The sequence below is a fragment of the Enterococcus sp. AZ109 genome, assembly GCF_051714625.1.
Lineage (GTDB): Bacteria > Bacillota > Bacilli > Lactobacillales > Enterococcaceae > Enterococcus_A.
Genome location: NZ_JBIOSF010000001.1, coordinates 2,549,760 through 2,567,767, shown reverse-complemented (window position 1 = coordinate 2,567,767; position 18,008 = coordinate 2,549,760). Strand labels below are relative to the sequence as shown.

At 41.5% G+C, this 18,008-nt stretch carries 19 protein-coding genes; 4 read left to right on the top strand and 15 right to left on the bottom strand.

What is annotated here, in order from left to right:
• Positions 1 to 21: 21 nt before the first annotated feature.
• Positions 22 to 1,455 (bottom strand): MFS transporter, encoded by a 1,434-nt coding sequence (locus tag IGI42_RS12405; RefSeq protein ID WP_438716184.1) that lies wholly within the window; start codon positions 1,453 to 1,455, stop codon positions 22 to 24.
• 119 nt (positions 1,456 to 1,574) lie between these two features.
• On the opposite strand from IGI42_RS12405, the gene IGI42_RS12400 reads away from it, so the two are divergent.
• Positions 1,575 to 1,826 (top strand): AbrB/MazE/SpoVT family DNA-binding domain-containing protein, encoded by a 252-nt coding sequence (locus IGI42_RS12400; RefSeq protein ID WP_438716183.1) that lies wholly within the window; start codon positions 1,575 to 1,577, stop codon positions 1,824 to 1,826.
• A complete protein-coding gene (locus tag IGI42_RS12395) occupies positions 1,801 to 2,280 on the top strand; it encodes a hypothetical protein (RefSeq protein ID WP_438716182.1) in 480 nt (159 codons plus the stop codon). The genes IGI42_RS12400 and IGI42_RS12395 overlap by 26 nt, the downstream gene beginning before the upstream one ends.
• Here IGI42_RS12395 and IGI42_RS12390 read toward each other — a convergent pair.
• The 10 genes from IGI42_RS12390 to IGI42_RS12345 all read right to left on the bottom strand — a co-directional run bounded on the left by IGI42_RS12390 (position 2,200) and on the right by IGI42_RS12345 (position 12,302).
• Positions 2,200 to 3,879: a ribonuclease J gene (locus IGI42_RS12390; protein ID WP_438716181.1), complete on the bottom strand. Its 1,680-nt coding sequence runs from the start codon at positions 3,877 to 3,879 to the stop codon at positions 2,200 to 2,202. The two genes, IGI42_RS12395 and IGI42_RS12390, sit on opposite strands and share 81 nt — an antisense overlap.
• 415 nt (positions 3,880 to 4,294) lie before the next feature.
• Entirely contained in the window at positions 4,295 to 5,539 is a 1,245-nt protein-coding gene (locus IGI42_RS12385) for a hypothetical protein (protein WP_438716180.1), read from the bottom strand.
• Between the two features lie 125 nt (positions 5,540 to 5,664).
• Complete coding sequence (locus IGI42_RS12380; protein ID WP_438716179.1) at positions 5,665 to 6,180, bottom strand: helix-turn-helix domain-containing protein; 516 nt, start codon at positions 6,178 to 6,180, stop codon at positions 5,665 to 5,667.
• A 194-nt stretch (positions 6,181 to 6,374) separates the two neighbouring features.
• Entirely contained in the window at positions 6,375 to 7,127 is a 753-nt protein-coding gene (locus IGI42_RS12375; RefSeq protein ID WP_438716178.1) for a hypothetical protein, read from the bottom strand.
• Positions 7,128 to 7,138: 11 nt separating this feature from the next.
• Entirely contained in the window at positions 7,139 to 7,795 is a 657-nt protein-coding gene (locus tag IGI42_RS12370) for a hypothetical protein (RefSeq protein WP_438716177.1), read from the bottom strand.
• Positions 7,792 to 8,295: a signal peptidase I gene (locus IGI42_RS12365; protein ID WP_438716176.1), complete on the bottom strand. Its 504-nt coding sequence runs from the start codon at positions 8,293 to 8,295 to the stop codon at positions 7,792 to 7,794. The genes IGI42_RS12370 and IGI42_RS12365 overlap by 4 nt, the downstream gene beginning before the upstream one ends.
• Positions 8,279 to 9,130, bottom strand: coding sequence for an LPXTG cell wall anchor domain-containing protein (locus tag IGI42_RS12360; RefSeq protein ID WP_438716175.1), 852 nt, complete (start codon positions 9,128 to 9,130; stop codon positions 8,279 to 8,281). The genes IGI42_RS12365 and IGI42_RS12360 overlap by 17 nt, the downstream gene beginning before the upstream one ends.
• 99 nt (positions 9,131 to 9,229) lie before the next feature.
• Entirely contained in the window at positions 9,230 to 10,126 is an 897-nt protein-coding gene (locus tag IGI42_RS12355) for a hypothetical protein (RefSeq protein WP_438716173.1), read from the bottom strand.
• 37 nt (positions 10,127 to 10,163) lie between these two features.
• Positions 10,164 to 10,793: a signal peptidase I gene (locus IGI42_RS12350; RefSeq protein ID WP_438717046.1), complete on the bottom strand. Its 630-nt coding sequence runs from the start codon at positions 10,791 to 10,793 to the stop codon at positions 10,164 to 10,166.
• A 474-nt stretch (positions 10,794 to 11,267) separates the two neighbouring features.
• The gene (locus IGI42_RS12345) at positions 11,268 to 12,302 is read right to left on the bottom strand and encodes an aspartate-semialdehyde dehydrogenase (RefSeq protein ID WP_438716172.1); all 1,035 of its coding nucleotides are present in this window, start codon (positions 12,300 to 12,302) and stop codon (positions 11,268 to 11,270) included.
• Positions 12,303 to 12,497: 195 nt separating this feature from the next.
• Between IGI42_RS12345 and IGI42_RS12340 the strand changes: the two genes are divergently transcribed.
• Positions 12,498 to 13,391 carry an LCP family protein gene (locus tag IGI42_RS12340; protein ID WP_438716171.1) on the top strand — a complete coding sequence of 298 codons (894 nt, stop codon included), beginning with the start codon at positions 12,498 to 12,500 and terminating at the stop codon, positions 13,389 to 13,391.
• A 224-nt stretch (positions 13,392 to 13,615) separates the two neighbouring features.
• Here the strand turns inward: IGI42_RS12340 and IGI42_RS12335 are convergent, their stop codons facing one another.
• From IGI42_RS12335 to IGI42_RS12320, 4 genes are all read right to left on the bottom strand, one after another.
• Positions 13,616 to 13,840: a CsbD family protein gene (locus tag IGI42_RS12335; protein WP_438716170.1), complete on the bottom strand. Its 225-nt coding sequence runs from the start codon at positions 13,838 to 13,840 to the stop codon at positions 13,616 to 13,618.
• A gap of 58 nt (positions 13,841 to 13,898) precedes the next feature.
• Positions 13,899 to 14,501, bottom strand: a complete 603-nt coding sequence (locus IGI42_RS12330; protein WP_438716169.1) for an alpha/beta hydrolase — start codon at positions 14,499 to 14,501, stop codon at positions 13,899 to 13,901.
• A 78-nt stretch (positions 14,502 to 14,579) separates the two neighbouring features.
• Complete coding sequence (locus IGI42_RS12325) at positions 14,580 to 14,900, bottom strand: DsrE/DsrF/TusD sulfur relay family protein (RefSeq protein WP_438716168.1); 321 nt, start codon at positions 14,898 to 14,900, stop codon at positions 14,580 to 14,582.
• Positions 14,901 to 15,071: 171 nt separating this feature from the next.
• The gene (locus IGI42_RS12320; RefSeq protein WP_438716167.1) at positions 15,072 to 15,827 is read right to left on the bottom strand and encodes a helix-turn-helix domain-containing protein; all 756 of its coding nucleotides are present in this window, start codon (positions 15,825 to 15,827) and stop codon (positions 15,072 to 15,074) included.
• A 450-nt stretch (positions 15,828 to 16,277) separates the two neighbouring features.
• Here IGI42_RS12320 and IGI42_RS12315 point away from each other — a divergent pair, with 450 nt between their 5' ends.
• Positions 16,278 to 17,723, top strand: coding sequence for a helix-turn-helix domain-containing protein (locus IGI42_RS12315; RefSeq protein ID WP_438716166.1), 1,446 nt, complete (start codon positions 16,278 to 16,280; stop codon positions 17,721 to 17,723).
• Positions 17,724 to 18,008 lie beyond the last annotated feature (285 nt).

Genomic DNA, 18,008 nt, shown 5'->3' with positions numbered 1-18,008 from the left:
AGAGTGCTGAAGAAATAGTCGTTACTTCTGAGTGTTGCGCATCCTCCGAAAGCGAACCGCAGAAAGGATCAGCGCCACAAAACACAAGGCAAAGGATGCGATAAACGTGATCCGCATACCAAAGACAAATACATCTGGTCGATTAGTAATATAGGTAGTTACCCGCTCGCCGTAGGCTGCACTCATGCCGCTGTATAGGATCGTGGTCGCCAACGCAATTCCAATGACCATCCCCAAATTACGAGCAAATGAGTTCAAGCTGCCGGCAACGCCAAGATTTTCTTTGGTGACGCTACTCATTACCATGGTATTGTTTGGCGACTGGAACAGCGCATTCCCAAAGCCCATAATGGCGGTAGCCACAACATAATACCAAATCGGGGTCGTCTCATTCATGAAAATGTACATGATCTGAGTGATTGAAAGCATCACTAAGCCAGTAACCACTAATATTGGTGAACCAACTTTATCGGTTAAATACCCGCTGATGGGTGATCCGATAACCATCAAAAAAGGAAACACCATCATTAACAAACCAGAATAACTAGCCGAAAGCCCGCGGGCACTTTGTAAATAAAAGGGGATCACCACGTTCACGAAAAAGTTGGAAGAAAAAATCAACACTGCTGTGATTAGACTCATGGTGAACATTTTATTTTTGAAAATGCTGAAGACAATCAACGGATCGGTTTTCCGTTTTTCCACATAGATGAAAAAGAGAAAAGCGATCAGTGCTAGTCCTAGTAAGCCTACCGGCAGGAGATTTCCATAGCCCATTTCCTGTCCGATAAAGATACTGCCAAAGAAACTCATGATCGTTACCGCAAAAGCGCCGAAGCCGACAAAGTCAATCTTGCGTCGAGACATCGTGATATCCTTCGGTAGGAATTTTTCGCCGATTAAAATCGTGGCAATTCCAACTGGTACGTTGATCCAGAAAATATAAGACCAAGAAAATTGTGATAAAATCAGACCGCCAATACCCGGTCCTGCGATTGATCCCAGAGATACGAATGCGCCAATTGAACCTAATGCACGGCCACGTTCCTTCATAGGAAAGACTTCTGTCGCTATTCCTGAATTAGTTGCCATCGTCATACTGGCACCAATGCCTTGAATCACCCGACCAAACAGTAAAAATTCCAGCGAATGATTAAAGCCGCACAATAAAGAACCTACAGTGAAAATAATCGTCCCAATCCGATAGACCTTAATCTTGCCAAAGCTGTCGCCAATCTTCCCGAATAAAAGTAAACAGGCACAAACAACTATCAAATAGATGGACACAACCCATTCTGCTTCGTTCATTGGGACGTTTAAATCTTTAGAAATCGTTGGTAATGCAATGTTTACAATACTGGAATCCAAGGTGGACATAAAGGCAAACAAAGCCACCGATACCAGAATCCACCAGCGATTCTTTTGGACTAATGGATCGTCTTGATAAGTCGCCATAAAAAACTTCCTTTCTAATCAGTGTGATTATAACAAGTTTTGCAAAAAAAGGAGCAGTAATATGCCACCCTGTGTTATAACGTGTTATAACCGATGAAAAAGAGTAGGAGTTGAATTTTATGGGTGAGCTTAAAATCCGAAAAATCGGCAATTCAGTTGGGGCCATTTTTCCTAAAGAATGGGGATTAGAAGCTGGAGATGTAGTAGAGTACACAAAAGATGGCGACAATTACGTCCTAAATACACAGGACATTGCTAAAGAACACGATCGACAACTGATTGAAGAAAGCTTTGCTGAGTTTGAAGCTGGTAAGACCTTAACGGAAGAACAAATGAAGAAAGCGTTTGGGAAATATGGCTGGGGAGATTAACGAGCAGTGTACTATTGAATACGCCGAAAGCTTTAAGAAAAGTCTTCGAGACATCATTGCTGAGTGGGAGTCAGACTTGCTGCTTCCAGAAGACACCATTAAAAAATATGTGTACACCATCTACACTTCGATTCAGCTTCTGCGATTTTTCCCAGAGTTGCACGAAGATGTCGCTCACATCTATCGATTGAATGAACCTACTTATCGTATTTTGATTGGGAAGAGTTTTGCTATATTCTATCGTTTAGACCAGAAACTTAAAATTGTCCAAATCGGTCATTTATTAAGCAAAAACAGATGGAAGTACCTTTTTGACACAGAAAAACAACCAAACGTCTGCTTCAACGTTTGGCTGTCTCTAAGTTTAAAAAGTTTATTTCCGACGTCCTCTTCGTTGGCTGGCTTCCATAATGACTGGAAGGATCACCGGACGACGCTTGGTTTGTTCGAATAAGTAGCGGCTTAGCTTGTCGCGAATGTCTTGTTTTAATTTACTCCACTCAAAATCATCGGAATGCAGGTGTTTCACCACGATTTCTTCGGTGATGTCGCTGCTTTCTTTCATTAAATCCCGGCTAGCTTTCACATAGACAAAGCCGCGAGAAGTGATTTGTGGGGCTGATACGATCTTTTTGCCTTTGCGATCAATCGTTACCACAATGACAAAGATCCCATCTTCTGACAAGACTTTACGGTCACGTAAGACAATGTTGCCGATGTCGCCTACACCGATACCATCGATCATAACGTTTTCTGCTGGTACACTGCCTGATGAACTTAAATGCTTGTTTTTGTACTCAAGCACATCACCACGACCAGTGATAAAGATATTCTTATAAGCAATACCTAGCTCATGGGCTAAATCAGCATGGGCTGCTAGCTGACGGTATTCCCCTTGAACCGGGATGAAATAAGTGGGTTCCATAAAGTTCAGCATCATTTGTAAATCACGAGGATTGGCATGACCTGAAACTCGTAAATTCTCAGAAATATTCTTCACGGTACCGCCTGCCCGATAGACCATGTCTTCGGTTTTGGCAACAGTGGTTTCCATTGCAGTAGTCGGTGTCGTAGTAATATAAACCAAATCGCCTTCTTCAATTCGCAGGTTGCGGTGAGAACCGTTGGCCATTTTTTGCAAGGACTTAATGGGTTCGCCCATCCGACCCGTTTCTAAAATGATCAATTCTTCTGGTTTGTATTTCTTCATTTCCTTCAAAGTGACAAACAAATCTTCTGGTACTTCCAGTTTGCCTAAACGCATCGCTGTTCGAATGATTCGTTCAAAGTCTTGTCCGGTCAAAACGACTTTGCGTTGGGCTTTTTTGGCAGCATTCAAAATTTGTTGTACCCGTTGCAGGTTGCTGGCAACACAGGCAACAATGATTCTACCTTCCCAGTATTTGATGGTGTCGTATACTTCTGCCGCAATGTCCCGCTCTGAAGCAACTTGGATCGCATTTTCAGCGTTCGATGAAGAACTGAACAATGCCAAGACGCCTTCTGAACCAATTTCTGCTAAACGGCGATAATCCGTTGCATACATAGGAATTGCCGTTGGATCAAATTTGAAATCACCCGTGTAAACCACGTTGCCTTCATCGGTTTTCAAGCTGATCCCGACTGAATCAGGAATTGTATGGGTTGTCCGGAAGAAGCTGACGCTTGCAGTGCCAAAGTCAATCTCCGTATGCTCATCAATCACATGAAAGTCGTTGAACTTCTTGCTGTCGTCGTTGTCTTTGACGTTCAATTTTGCCAATTCGATCGTCAGTTCCGTTCCAAAAACTGGAACATTCATCTGCGACACTAAATAAGGCAACGCCCCGATGGCATCTGCGTGTCCGTGGGTCAAGAAGACACCTGCCACGCGATCTGCGTTTTCGATTAGATAGGTAAAGTCAGGAATCACAATATCAATTCCTAGTAATTCGTTTTCGGGATACTTTAGTCCGCAATCTAGGACAAAAATATCGTTATCCACTTCAACCACGTACATGTTTTTACCATTTTCACGTACACCGCTGAAGGGGATCATTTTGATTGTACTCAAAAATAGCCACCTCTTATATTTTTTTATCTATTAGTTTTACGCTTACTCAGACCCCGTAACAGTTCGGTCTGTGCATATACACTCATTAGCTATTATACATGATTTTTACTGAAAAACCATGTATGGCACCACAAAGGCTTCTCAAACTCGTTCAGCTTTGACGTAATAAGTCTAAAATAGGGATAAATTGCTCCTCAAGTTTCTCCCTATTTTTGCTTATTACCGACAAAGTTAGTTTGGGAAGCCGGACGGCGTTCATTCAACAAACCTACCACTCACGAAAATTAAATTTTTCCTTACCATACCACAAAGGCTTCGCAAACTCGACCAAATCGGAAACCCTCCCTGAAAATTTACGCTCCATACCGGTATCTTCACTTATCCACACGAAAAAAGAAGGCACATAGCCTTCTTTTTATATTCCTCTTGCTTCTTCATCTAGTACATCGGCTGTGTCCATAAATGGTGCTAAATAAGCACTTCCAGCTGCCAAGTCTGCACCGGTTACCATGATTCGAGCATTTCGGTAGTAGGCTGGAGTAAATTCACCCCAAGACTCCTGCGTAGCATCTTGTTGACTAAAGATCGAAAAGCCTTCATCCTTCAAATAAACATAAGATGGATTGCATTCATTGTAAGGCTGCCAAGTACCGATATCGGACCCTTCAGGAAACATTAACAGCGGCGTTTCACCAATGATCGGTTCAACATCAGCTTTAAATTGCACCGTATCTTGTTGAACGATCGCCAAGGTAGAATAGTTAAAATTAATCGGTGCCCACGAATAAGAAGCCAAGGTCCACCCCGTCTCCTTCAAGCGATCGGCAACAGCGGTCGCTCGTTCGATGTCCTTTGCAGTTCCCGTCTCAGAAACATCATAGCCAAAAACACCATCGGCTCCGGTAACTGCCAAGGTTCCTTTTGAGCCACGGTAAGAAAATTCCGGATGCTGCCAGATAAATTGATCCACTAAGGGTACCATATCGTAGTTGCCGGCTAATTCATTGTCACCGTCCCGATAACAGCTTTTCACGCGATTGTCCCGATCAACTACTAGCTTGCTGGAAAGCCCCGCTTCTGCGGTCTCTTCATTATAAGAAACATTTTCTTGAGACAATAGCAACGGTTTTTTTCCGTCAGGTAAAGACACCCCCACAAATTCCCATTCGCCATTGTCTTGCTTTTTAACCATATCGGACAGACGAACCAAAACAAAATCACGTTCATACAATTCATTTAATAGCTGTTTAAATTCATCAATCGTCAAATTGTTCCTTTGATAATTCTTTGTTGCGCTAAATGCCTTCTCTGGTGAAATTACCAGCGGCTGTACCGACAAATGAGGAAATAGTGTCGGATCAGACCACGTTATCAAGTCCTTTTTTTGCAGTTCATAATCTAAAACCTGCGCTTGCGTCTCTTTACTCTCTGAATCTTGCAGCAGCTTTATTGCTTCATCATAGTCGTATTGCTTAGCTTCTGTGTCTGCTTGTTTTAGCAGTTCGGCTTCATTCTCCGAAGCTGCATTTGTTGATGGTAAGCGCGTCGCCTGATCCTGTGCTGCGCTGCGCTGATCTAAACCCAATTTCACCGTAATCCCTGTTGCTAAAAGAATCGCTACAACCAACCCATAAACGATCATTTTTTGCCCTTTTTTCATCAATAATCCCCCAGTAAGAAACATTTCATTAATAATTTTAATGGAAAGTACTCGAAAAATATAGAGGAAATGGTAAAAAAAAGTGGATGAACTAGTTTTTCGACCTTTTGTCCCTGTTTTTTGAATTATAGGGTATATAAATAAGCGATAAAAATTAACGTCAGGACGACAAATACCAAAGAAGCGATTCGGCTGTGCCGCATTTCTTTCTCCCAATCATACGGATGTCCCTTTAGATTACGAATCTTGACTTGAAAATAAACCATGGGGATCAAATTAGTTGCGAAGGCCCCCATAATCGTGAATTGCAGCCACTTTGCAGTTTTCTCAGGCATCAGATAGATAATAGCTAACAGCAAAATACCTGTCAGCATAGTTCCTAAAAATAGAATTTGCGTGAACCTTAGTGCCTGTTCTTGCTTTTTCATTTCTTCTACCATATCTGATCCCTCCAAGAGTAATTCATCCAACGATAATTGATAAAACTTCGCAAGCCGAATTACGCTTTCAATATCCGGCATATTTCGCCCATTCTCCCAGTTAGAAATCGACCGCACCGATACAAAAATTTTCTCGGCTACCTCGGCTTGTGTCAGTTCGGATTTAGTTCGATGTTCTTTTAGTTGTTCGCCAATTTTCATTAGTTGCTCCTTCTTGTTTTATTGTTCTTATCGTAGAAGACTAGAAGCTATTTGTCCATTATAACTGGATGGAAAGGTCTTTCCGGTGTTGGTTTGACAAGGTTTTAAGAAAGATTGCGTGAACACGTAAGTTTTAAAAGATGGATCTGCTCCAAAAAAAAGAACCAAAAAGTACGAATACTTTTTGATTCTTTCTAATGGGTTTGATTCAATGTTTCCATCTGTGCTGCTTCAGAAATCGGTCCTAAATAGGTCACGAGCATTTTACCTGTGGTGCGCTCCTCTTTTGGACTGAGCTGCTCGTGAAGCTGAGAGTCTGCGGCAATAGCGGTTAAAATCGTTTCATCCATTAACGCATCTGTTGGACCCACCTGCATAATTGGTTCATCGCTGTCAGCTACGAACAGTTGCGAAATTTTTGGTAAATCTAGTTCTTTTCCACTTTGGTCTGCTGGTTCTTCCAGCAGGTCCTCACTCACTGCACCTAGCTGGTAAGTCAGCACTTGGTCTGTTGTATAGGTCAAGTAACCTACTAGATAGCCTGCAGCCGCTTCATCCGCAGCCTCACCGTAGAGCTGAATTGCGTAGATCCCCTCATCCGGTAGGAACAATTCTTGCGGCTCGTTAACTGGTGATTCCGCCTCGAATACAACTTGTGGTGTTAGTGGGACCGTTGCGCCAACTGCCAAGTCATCGGTAATTTCTTCACTAGGCGCTCCAACAATTTCTTCAACAGCTGTTTCCTGTTGAACTTCCGGCTCTTCTTCAATCAGTGCCTCTTCACCGGATGGTTGGCTAGGCTTCTCTGGAGGTTCCATCTTATCATATTTCGCATCATTCACACTGATCACGTAAGTTTGCTGCTCCGTAATTTTCGCCAATGTATAGCTAGACGCTGTGATTAGGACTAAAACAAGCATCGCTAAAATGGTCTTGTTGCGTGTCAAAAAATCTCCTCCTAATCAATTTGGGTAAATCTAGGTACCAAATTCATGTACTGATCGGCTTGATACCCGATTCGATTTCCCTCTTCATCGTTCTCCCAGTTGTAGTCCGCTAAGCCAGAGTTTCTCATAGTAACTGAGAAAGTATAAGTTTGTGGTTGCTCACTAGGATAAACATCATGGGAAAGCATCGTCACATCGTTGGGATCGCCCGTCTTTGTTTCGGCAATTCCCGGTCCCTTCAGTTCCACCTTTTCGATTGTCATGGGACGGTCAGCTGGTACTTCTTTTTCCATAGCGAGCCGGATAGCGACTTCGGTTTCTAAGGTAATGGCGAAATCGACTCGTACTTTTTCTGCCACCTTTTCCTCTACACCATTGCCTGTGTTTACACTATATTGGAAGACTCTTGAAGTGGATTGCCACGATTCTGGCTTAAGATCATAGGTCTCGAGCACATCCTCCGCTTGATTGATTTTATGAACGGTACTATCAATCTTGTAGGAAAACTGGGCTGTTCTGGCACTGTCGGGGCTAGCATGAATATCTGTCGTATACCTTGCACTAGTCCAACCAATACTGGCACAAGTTAAACAAGCCAGCAGAAAAAGATACCTGAAAGAGTTAGCACGTATATTAGCGATCACTTTTTTGAAGTTGTGTTTAGTCATTCAGCTACTCCTTTTCCCATCTTTTTTGAATCATAATAAAACATCAATAAAAATAAGAGGATAACCACTAGTATTCCTAACGGGGTCGTCACAAATTGAATCAGATAGCCGATCCACGGTAAGGAAAAGACCACCCGTCCAAAAATCTGATCCGCCACAATTGGGGCATCCGCCACATTGTTAGCATCTCCTTGGGTGGTAAATTGTTCTGTATCCATCGCTATGATTCGGTGGGTAGTCGTACGTGTGTCTTCCTCTTGGATAAAAGTAATTACGTCGCCTACCTTATAAGTATCTTCTTGATGAACCACTACTAAATCCCCTAAGGACAAGGCCGGCTCCATACTGCCAGAAGCTACCACGGCATACCCATAGCCAAAAGCCATCGGAAAGCGCGCGTCATTCATCCTTCGCTGATACAAACTGAACAAATTAAATCCTAGAATCAGCAGCAAAAAAACAATCGTTATATTTTTTAATAGGTTAACTATCCTGTTCATCCTGTCGTCCTTTGCGTCGCCAAATAATAAATACGAAAAATACAATCAAAAACCCGATGACAATACTCGCCTTTGCCAGTGATTCTCCTGTTTGCGGCAGGCTGCGCCATTTTCTTTCGGAAAAGAAAGAGGATGCTCGTTCAATATAGGACTCCCCATCAGCCGGAGTATTCCCATTCGTGTCTGGTACTGTCCCAGAATTTCCCGGGTCCTCATTTGTCGGAGTAGTTCCTTCGTCCGATTCAACGACGACATTTAATGACAATTCATAAATTAAATCGCGTGTGGTTGCCAATACGCCATAATCCGTATCCTCTGGGTCGCGATTTCGTTCAAAAGGCCACTGCCATTGCAGGTTGATGGTTTCGCTCATTCCTGATTCAAGGGTGCGCTTGTAGTTCAATGGAAAAGTAGTTGACCACAAATTCCAGCTGTTCTCTCCTTGGGTAATCCACGGCCCATTGGCTACCCGCAGTTTAAAATCTAAGGGAAGCTCATCGACATTTTGGTCCCTGCCGATTACTGTATACTCAATGGGATATTCATAGGTATTATGAATAGTAAAAGAATAATTTCCGCTTGTCCCTGGCGCAATTACTTTTTCGCCATTCAAAGCAGGATTCGCCACCGTGTCTTCAATAACCGTTGCGAAGATATTAGTATTAGTCATTTCGCCTGGCCGCCAACGCTCACCGTATTGATCGATTACGTAGACGAAATCTTCAATTGCACCATAAGTCTCTTGCGGTTGTACAACAAAAAAGAGGAATAAGGCTGCAACAAATAAGATCAGACGACTTATCTTGCTGGCTGGATAACACAATTGTTTATCCATCATTTTTCCTCCTCTACTTTTTTCAATTTCTCAAAAGGCTGCCTGAAATAGACAACCTTTTGAGAAGCTGAAAACAGCTTCTCAAAACATCTTATTAAATTAGTCGACTTGGACTGCAGTATATTTCATAGTTAGTTCGAATCTTGGCATGCTAGGATCTGTTGATCCCAGGCTAGCTGCTCTATTACCTAATACAGTATCCCAACCATCTACCATGGCAATTGTTCCAGCAAGTTCGTCATCGTTAGGCGATAGCTCAGGACGTTCAAACGGCCATTCCCACACGATTTTCACAGACATTCTCTTTAATTTTTCTTTTTTCACCTCTAAGGTATCGCTAGGATAAATCACTTCTGAGCTTTCAATAGCTTCTAATACCTCGTTCAACCGATTACGCTGTACATCTCCTCCATTTACTCCACCAGGTGTTAAAGCATCCTTACCCATAGCATTGATACCATCATAAACCGGAGTAGTGTATTTATCTGCACCTTGTTCAGCTTCATTATAGGAATAAACGCTAAAGCGAAGAGGTAACCAATCTACTTGTTCACCTGAGTCATTAGACCTTTTCCAATTACCAACGTATGTTCCAAATACGCCATTGGCATTTGGTGCATATCTTAATCGAAAAGCAGTTTCAACTGCATTTAACTCATCCTCATCCATTACCGGCTCAGCAATTACACTTTTGGTAGTCCCTGGCGCAAACAGGTTTTGGTTGTCTGAAGGGTCCGTAATATTCTCAACTGTATTTTGTTTACCTGGTATTTGGTCATAAGCTGTATCAAATAAATCTAGTGTTTGCTCCTGAGGTGTAATTCCCCAACGTGCGACTCTGGCCGTATCAGTAGCTGTCCCAATTTCGCCCACATACTTCGCTAACGTGCCCCCTAACAAACTAGTTGTTAGTAGGACCGCACCAAACAACAAAACAGCGGTTTTTACAGACTTATTACTTTTGCGTTCTGTAATTGTTTTCTTTTTGTCACTCATTTCTTTTCTTCCCTTCTTTAATCAAATTCCCCTTTATTTATGATTCAACTTCCTTGCGTCGTGTCACTCGCTTGGCAACAAAGTCATATCCCAAAAACAGTAGTATTGGAATCCCAATACAAATCAACATACCTAACGGCGTCCGTGAAAACATGATGAAATCTCCCACTCTTGGTACACGCTGCATAAACTTACCGATGATCTGTTCCTTTGCGACTGGATCTAGATCTTCTGTATCATTGGCGTCACCTTTTGTAGTGAACGTATCCGTCTCTTGATCATAGGCGACAATTCGGTGAATAACGGCTGTCTGACCACTTTGGAACATAATGATATCGCCGACTTCCAAAGTATCTGGATCGGTCTTCCTAGTAACCACCATGTCGCCCGCACGAATGGCATCCGGCTCACCGGTGTTCATGGAATTGGTGACCACGGCCATTGGTGCAAAGCCCATTACAGTAGGTATTTCATCTTGGTTCAAGCTACCTTTCACGATAATCACTAGATTGACAATCAGAATTGGCAGCAGCAACAGACAAATAACGATTGCTATCCAACCAGTAATTTTTTGCGGCAATGATTTCGTTGCCTTTTTCTCTTCATGATTCTCTTGAATTACTTCACCATCTTCGTTTTGACGAATTTCCGTTTCACTCTCCTCCACCAAAAGCACGCACCTCCTTCTTATAACTAAGAACACTGCTAATTAAAATATCATTTTTTCCTTTACTAAAAGAGTACAGCCACCTGAATTTCTAATCCTCCTAATGTAATTATAATAATGTAACAATTATTAAAACACAAGATTTTTCTCAACAGTTAAATATTTCTTTTTAAGACTAACAAATCATCTGTTACAGAACAGAAGTGAGCGAAAATATTTATCAAAATTCCTTACATTATCATTTTACCAGATAGAATAAAAACATCAAAGACATTTATGTAAGTGTTTTCTTTAAAACTCAAACTTAAAATGATTACAATAAATAAAGTCAATCTTTTTATTTAAAAATTTTAATCACTAATACACCTGTACTATTTATCAAAAGATAAACCTCATCATTTTGCCGTTTTAATCACATTTTCTTAACAGAAAAAAAGACGCTCCTAAGAAGGAACGCCTTTACTACACTACGATTTACAGTAAATCCATTTCTACCATTTTTTCAGCAATTTGAACAGAGTTCCAAGCAGCACCTTTTAGCAAGTTGTCTGAAACCACCCACATGTGAACGCCGGTTTCAACATCTAAGTCTTTTCGAATCCGTCCAACAAAGGTTTCTTTTTTGCCGACACAGTTTAATGCCTGCGGATAGATTTGTTGGCTTGGATCATCTTCTAAGACAGCACCTGGTGCGCTAGCAATCACGTCTTGGATTTCTTTAACAGTCGCTGGTTTTTCCGTTTCAATATAGATTGATTCAGAGTGACCAGATAAAACAGGAATGCGGACACACGTTGCTGAAACTTGAATACTATCATCGGACATGATTTTCTTGGTTTCATTCACCATTTTCCACTCTTCGTAGGTATAGCCTTCTTCTGCGAAGACATCAATTTGTGGTAGCGCATTGAACGCTAACGGGTAATGCTTTTTGTCGCCGCCGCATGGCAGAATGTTAGCTTCCATTGGTTCGTCATTTAAGAATGCTTTGGTTTGGGTTTTTAATTCTTCCATTGCTTGGTTACCTGCACCAGAAACGGCTTGATAAGTGGAAACAATCACACGTTTCAAACCAAATGCTTGACGAACTGGCTCTAAAGCGACCATCATTTGAATCGTTGAACAGTTAGGGTTGGCAATAATCCCTTTATGGTCCCGTAAAGCTTCTGGATTCACTTCTGGAACAACCAATGGTACCTCTTTATCCATCCGGAAATGACTAGTATTATCGACTACGACAGCGCCGCGTTTTACGGCTTCTGGCGCAAACTTCGCTGAAATACCGCCACCGGCTGAAAATAAGGCTAGGTCAACGCCTTCAAAGGATTCAGGTACTAATTCTTCAATGATTTTCGTTTCGCCATTGAAGGTTAATTCTTTGCCTGCTGAACGGAAGGAAGCTAAAAATTTCACTTCGCCTAAAGGCATGGATGTTTCTTCTAACATCTTGATCATTTGTGTACCTACTGCACCCGATGCACCTACCACAGCTACGTTGACTTTTCTCATTCTAATCACTCTCTCACTTCATAGTATTTTTACCATTCTATCATATACCTTTCAAAAGACAACCATTGATTTTGTTAGCGGAACCAGCATTTTTTGATTTTTTCTAAATTTTCGAATTCTTTTCCCGATATGACTACCCATCTGGCAAAAAAAGTTCATAATAAGCACGAATGATATTAGAAATGAGGAACATTTATGAAAGCTGTCAAACGCGGATTGTTAATCCTGCTAGGCGCCATCGTACTAGTGGAGGGCTACTTCGCTTATTCCTTTGTTCATGGCTACGAATCAACGAAAACGGCTACCACTGAAGCTTCAATTGAGTTTAACGGTGAAGAAGCACCGGACGTCAACGACTTGAATGTCCTGATCATCGGGTCAGATTCCCGTGGAGAGGATCGGGGACGCTCGGATTCCTTAATGGTGGCTCACTATGACCAATCGAAAAAGACACCGAAGCTGATTTCAATTATGCGAGACAGCTATGTCGATATTCCAGGGTACGGGATGGATAAAATTAACGCGGCTTATTCCTATGGTGGGATCGAGCTAGTAAGGCAGACTTTAGAAGAAAATTTCAATCTGCCGATTCAATACTATGTTGTGATTGACTTTGATCATTTTAAAGATGCTGTGGATACCCTGTTTCCAAAAGGTGTGACCATCAATGCGGAAAAAGATTTGGACTTAGATGGGGTCTTCATTGAAAAAGGCAAACAAAAAATGGACGGCAACACGCTGTTGCAATATGCCCGCTTCCGTAAAGATGAAGAAGGCGACTTCGGTCGCGTCCGGCGCCAGCAGCAGGTGATGCAGGCGATCGCCGAACAGATCACTAATGTAACGTCCTTAACCAAACTACCAAGAACCACGGGTAAATTATTAGGCTATGTCGAAACCAATGTACCTGAAAGCACCATGATCAGCGTCGGGAAAGACTTTGCGTTAGGCAACACCGAAAGCATCGAATCCTTATCAGTCCCTGTGGATGGTTCCTGGCAGTTCAACGACTACACCGAAAGCGGTAGTGTCATCGAGCTGGATGCTCAGCAGAATACCGCTGCTATTGAAGAGTTTTTAACTGAATAGTATTGGAAGGTTTCACAAACTCACTTGGCTTGAGAAGCCAAGCATCCATACGAAAAGGTCCTCCTTGTGAGGGCCTTTTTTTGATCGACAAAAATACCCCAGCAACTACCAGCCACTGGGATATGTCTATTTAAACGCCATTCGTACTTCTTTTCCGAAGTTTGTCGCAATTTCGTACAGGACTTTAACACTGACCACTCCCGTAGGAATCGTCAGTCAGATAATTAGTCTTCTTTTTGCTTGTTGAATTTATCTTTCAGCTTTTTACCTTCGCTTTTAAGATCATCACCAAGGTGGCGGGCATCATTTTTCAAGTCTGCTCCGAAAGACTGACCTTTGCCTTTAAGTTCTTGGCTTTTGTCATCTCTTACCTTGCCGGCTGTTTCGTTAGCTTTGCCTTTTGCTTTGTCTTTCATGTCTTTTACTTCTTTGCTTGTGTCTGTCATCATAATGACCTCCTCTTTCATATAGAGTAGGCTTTATTCTGATTTGGCACAACTTTCCTGCCTATAGATTCTCCAGCCAATTACGTGCCGATTGCAGCTCGTCCATAGTAATTTGATGTCCGGTGCTGGTTTCTTCCACCGTAACATCGGCATGACGTTTTTGCAAAGCGGTGACTAATTCATCAAAGGATGCTTGACTTACAATTGGATCACGATCACCGCCATACGACAGCCAAAGTCGTTTATCAGACAGATCGAAATTTTGCGTATGCACTTCTAAGGACATCGGATGGAAAAAAACGCCTTGTCGCAGCGGTGTTTTACGTTCCAATAAAAGATGAGCAGCAATATTGGCTCCATTAGAATAGCCTACCAGTACCCAATCTTCCATTGCCACACCTTTGTCTTGGCTTTCCTTTTCAATCGCTGCCAACAGCTTATCACTTTCTTCTTCTAAACTTTCAAAATCGAATTGATTCAAGCCGTTGCGTTTAAAGAAACGGTTCATCCCGTCTTCTTGAATTTCACCACGGAAAGACAGAATACGGCAACTACCATCTAAAAAGCGGGCAATGTCCACTAAAGAGGTTTCATCGCCGCCGGTACCATGTAATAGTAATAAATTCTTGCCGTTGGATTTCCCAGTATCATAGAATGTTTTCATCGCTATGCCTCCATCGCTTACTTTTTATAAGTTAAAGGTAGCATGTTCCACCGCAGATGGCAAAGAATCTGTTTACAATTAGAAGGTTACAACTTTGTCCGCCCATTCCACCATTTCGACACAGTCAAACATCGTCGAAATCGGGCAGCTAGTTTTGTCTTCCAATTGCCGAGATTTCAGGCATGTTCCACACGCCAGAAGCTCCCCGCCGGCAACTTCGAGTTTCTTCATTTGATCCAGTACATCGTAGGCTTCGTCTTCGATGGCTTCTACTTCTACCGCTTCGCCCATCAAGAAAAATTTGACCGCATGCCCTTTTTTTAAGCTGGCCACGCCAAAACGAAAGGCATTCCAGGCTTTTTCTGGTTCTTTGGTTTCTAATATGATCGCTAGTTTCATTTTTGATTCGCTCCTTTTAGTTGGTAACTGGCTGATATTTCCGACATACGTTAACAATCTCACTAGCTATATTATAGTAGCTTTTTGCGTTTATACAATACGAAGAACCGCACAAATAAGAGGCTAAACAGTTTTCTGCCTAGCCCCTTGCTTATTTCTACGATTATTAAATTAACCGACTAACTGTCCTTCCGATTTCGCCAACTGGATTAATTGCCAGAACTTATCAGTGAAGGCATAGCCTTTCTTCCACTGATTCTTGATGATTTCATCTTGAATGCCCACTTCTTGGAACTTCCCACGAATCTTTTTCACAATGTTGGATAAAGAGGACAGCTGGGAATTGGTTAGGTCATCTCCCCAAACATGTTCGCAAATTTCTTTGCGGGAGATGGTGCCATTTTCCACTGATACTAAATAGTAGAAGACTTTCCGTTCATTGCTGGAAAGCTTACGTAAAGCTTTTAGGAATTGCTCGCCTTCTGACAAGAAGAATTGACTCTTAGATCCAAAGACACCTGCAGTTGTTTGGGCACTTCCATCACTTGGATCGATCATTTTAAGTGCTGAACGTTCAAGTTTTTCCCGCAACACTTCTAAAGGATCTGAAACCTCCAACCACTCATCAATCGCTAAATCTTCATACTGTGCGCGGACCTTTTTGTCTGGCATATCCTGCACTTTACGAAATACCTTAGTCTGTTGCGGATTTAGCACTTGAAGAATCTCTGACATTTGGTTATCCGAGACTGTCTCACTAATAATCACGATTTGGAAAAAATTAACGATGTTCATCAAGAAAACCTTATTATCCAATTGCTCAAAATCACACAATGTACAATAAACTTCATGACTCAAGCGCTGGATATTCTCCTGCAGCTCCTGCTCATTTAATATATTTTTGGTGACAATCAAGACTTTACGCATAGTTGTTCCCTCCATTTTTAAAATAATTTGCGTTTGTTTTTTCCATTTACAGCTACTGATCTCCAATAAACAACCCTGTTAGTTTTAGAAAAATCATTCGAATTATTTCTAGTTATATTCCATTTTTAAATCAAATAATGATCTAACAGCTAAAATTTTCTAACATTAATGCACCGCTAGTTAGTTGATTTTATTCATTAATACATTTTTAACAGCAAAACCTGACTTTTTATACGCTATCGTCCTTTTTATTAGCTTATTTTAATTATCAGACTATTTTTTTACTTTCCTAAACTAAAATCCAAAACAGATATTTCCTTCTGGCAAAAATGATTTTTCTTCGTTTTGCTTCAATTTTTTGTTATAATGAGACTTAAAATGGTTATTCATTATTTTCTTGTTTTGTTTTTAACATAAATAAGAAAACTGGAGGATAAAGGAAGTGAGTCAATGAAGGAGTTATTATCTGCCAAGCACCAGATTCAACTGACTATTATGGAAGCTTTTATCAAAAGGAATGAAGTTACGATTGAGGAACTGGAAGCTATGACTGGTGCCTCAAAGCAAACCATCCTTACATATATTGATGAAATAGAACAGTCCACTGATTTTTTCGAAATCCAGCGCGGGCTGAAAACCTATTTCCTCAAGCGAAACAACCGAACAACATATAGTGCCATCTATCGCTATTTCTACCAGGAATCTGTCCAGCTGCGCCTGATGGAATTCATCTTTTTGAATCCCTATACCCAAACTAAAGATATTGTTAAGAACCTATCCATCAGCCGTTCCCAGTTCAACCAGTTAAGACAGAACCTCAAACATATTTGTCAGTTGTATAACTTCTCGCTGAGTGATTCGCCCTTTCACTTGCAGGGGGACTATCACGCTATCTGCTCTTTTTACATTGCCTACATGTTGGAGAAATACGATCGGTTGGATGAATTTATTTCAGCTAAGGAGAACAAGCTGCTGGATCAATTAGTCTTAAGCTTCACCAATTTGCCGCTTGTAGGTGGGATTCAAGACAATCAACGGCTAAAAGTTTGGCTCTGGGTTCTTATCAAACTGAGCAAGCATTTCCCACAATCCTTGAGTTTAGACGTCTATAAAGGAGACAGTAACCTCTTTGTGTTTAGCCACCAGCAGTTTGAAGAAGCCTTTGAGGTGAAGTTTTCGGGGTTTATCAATACGGTATTAACTGAGCTTGGTTCTTTTCTGGAAGAGGCAGTGAACTCTCCAGAGTTGCTGGAGAAAAAGACTGCCGCCCTGACCTTTGCGAAAAATCTATTTGCCGTGCTGGGGAGCAAGGAAAGCTTTAGTAATAGCCGGGTTCTTGATGCCACCCTTTCCCTTTACAAAACACGAAACTATATTTTGAACAACAAGAAGCTGCGCTTTGTCCAGAGTTTCTTTGAACAAAACAGTTGCTTTTCAGAGCCCATTGCCCAAGGTATCCAAAAAGAACTCTTACACTTTCGTCAAGCAATTAAAAACGATGGGCTGTTCTTTGAATTGGTTTATTGCCTGATCGTCAACGAAACTGCCCTAACAGAACTAGTGAAGAAGAATCAGATCAAGAAAAAAGTCGGTATCTTATACACCTACGACAAGGAGCACAGTGAACTCTTTTCCCATCAACTGAATAATTCCTTTACCAATAATTTAACCTTTGAGGTAATCGATTATGATCAGTTTTGCGACTCTTCGTTGGAGCTGACAGGCTTTGATTTTATTATTACTAGCCTGACAACCATCAAACAAGATAATTGTGTGGTGACGGATGTCTTTCCCACTGTTTCGGACATTCGATACCTGAACCAACTGGTGAATGCTTCGATTCAGCGAGATTTCGAAAAAGGGTTAAAGCAAGTTTTGGCCCTTCCTATTTCCTGAGCCATATCAAAAATTCTACGCAAACTCGCTTTATGAAATCAGTCACTGTTTGAATTGCTGGTATCATCCTGCTAGTTGCGAACAACTGATCCTTTCTCCCCTGACAAGAAAGGTTTTGCAAACTCGCTTACGCTTTGGAGCAACTAAGACTAAAATTGGGATAAACCTATACTTTCTTAAAAAATCGAAAAAGAGGCAAACCAGCTTGAGCATGTTCAAGCCGGTTTGCTTCTTTTTATTTTCGATCCTTATCCTTTCCTTATATTCTCCGATTATAGTAAAGCT

What these genes read in the sequence shown, in the direction of transcription:
- IGI42_RS12405 (WP_438716184.1), bottom strand. Translation starts at nt 1,455, where the DNA reads ATGGCGACTTATCAAGACGATCCATTAGTCCAAAAGAATCGCTGGTGG.
- IGI42_RS12400 (WP_438716183.1), top strand. Translation starts at nt 1,575, where the DNA reads ATGGGTGAGCTTAAAATCCGAAAAATCGGCAATTCAGTTGGGGCCATT.
- IGI42_RS12385 (WP_438716180.1), bottom strand. Translation starts at nt 5,539, where the DNA reads ATGAAAAAAGGGCAAAAAATGATCGTTTATGGGTTGGTTGTAGCGATT.
- IGI42_RS12380 (WP_438716179.1), bottom strand. Translation starts at nt 6,180, where the DNA reads ATGAAAATTGGCGAACAACTAAAAGAACATCGAACTAAATCCGAACTG.
- IGI42_RS12370 (WP_438716177.1), bottom strand. Translation starts at nt 7,795, where the DNA reads ATGACTAAACACAACTTCAAAAAAGTGATCGCTAATATACGTGCTAAC.
- IGI42_RS12365 (WP_438716176.1), bottom strand. Translation starts at nt 8,295, where the DNA reads ATGAACAGGATAGTTAACCTATTAAAAAATATAACGATTGTTTTTTTG.
- IGI42_RS12360 (WP_438716175.1), bottom strand. Translation starts at nt 9,130, where the DNA reads ATGGATAAACAATTGTGTTATCCAGCCAGCAAGATAAGTCGTCTGATC.
- IGI42_RS12355 (WP_438716173.1), bottom strand. Translation starts at nt 10,126, where the DNA reads ATGAGTGACAAAAAGAAAACAATTACAGAACGCAAAAGTAATAAGTCT.
- IGI42_RS12345 (WP_438716172.1), bottom strand. Translation starts at nt 12,302, where the DNA reads ATGAGAAAAGTCAACGTAGCTGTGGTAGGTGCATCGGGTGCAGTAGGT.
- IGI42_RS12340 (WP_438716171.1), top strand. Translation starts at nt 12,498, where the DNA reads ATGAAAGCTGTCAAACGCGGATTGTTAATCCTGCTAGGCGCCATCGTA.
- IGI42_RS12335 (WP_438716170.1), bottom strand. Translation starts at nt 13,840, where the DNA reads ATGATGACAGACACAAGCAAAGAAGTAAAAGACATGAAAGACAAAGCA.
- IGI42_RS12330 (WP_438716169.1), bottom strand. Translation starts at nt 14,501, where the DNA reads ATGAAAACATTCTATGATACTGGGAAATCCAACGGCAAGAATTTATTA.
- IGI42_RS12325 (WP_438716168.1), bottom strand. Translation starts at nt 14,900, where the DNA reads ATGAAACTAGCGATCATATTAGAAACCAAAGAACCAGAAAAAGCCTGG.
- IGI42_RS12320 (WP_438716167.1), bottom strand. Translation starts at nt 15,827, where the DNA reads ATGCGTAAAGTCTTGATTGTCACCAAAAATATATTAAATGAGCAGGAG.
- IGI42_RS12315 (WP_438716166.1), top strand. Translation starts at nt 16,278, where the DNA reads ATGAAGGAGTTATTATCTGCCAAGCACCAGATTCAACTGACTATTATG.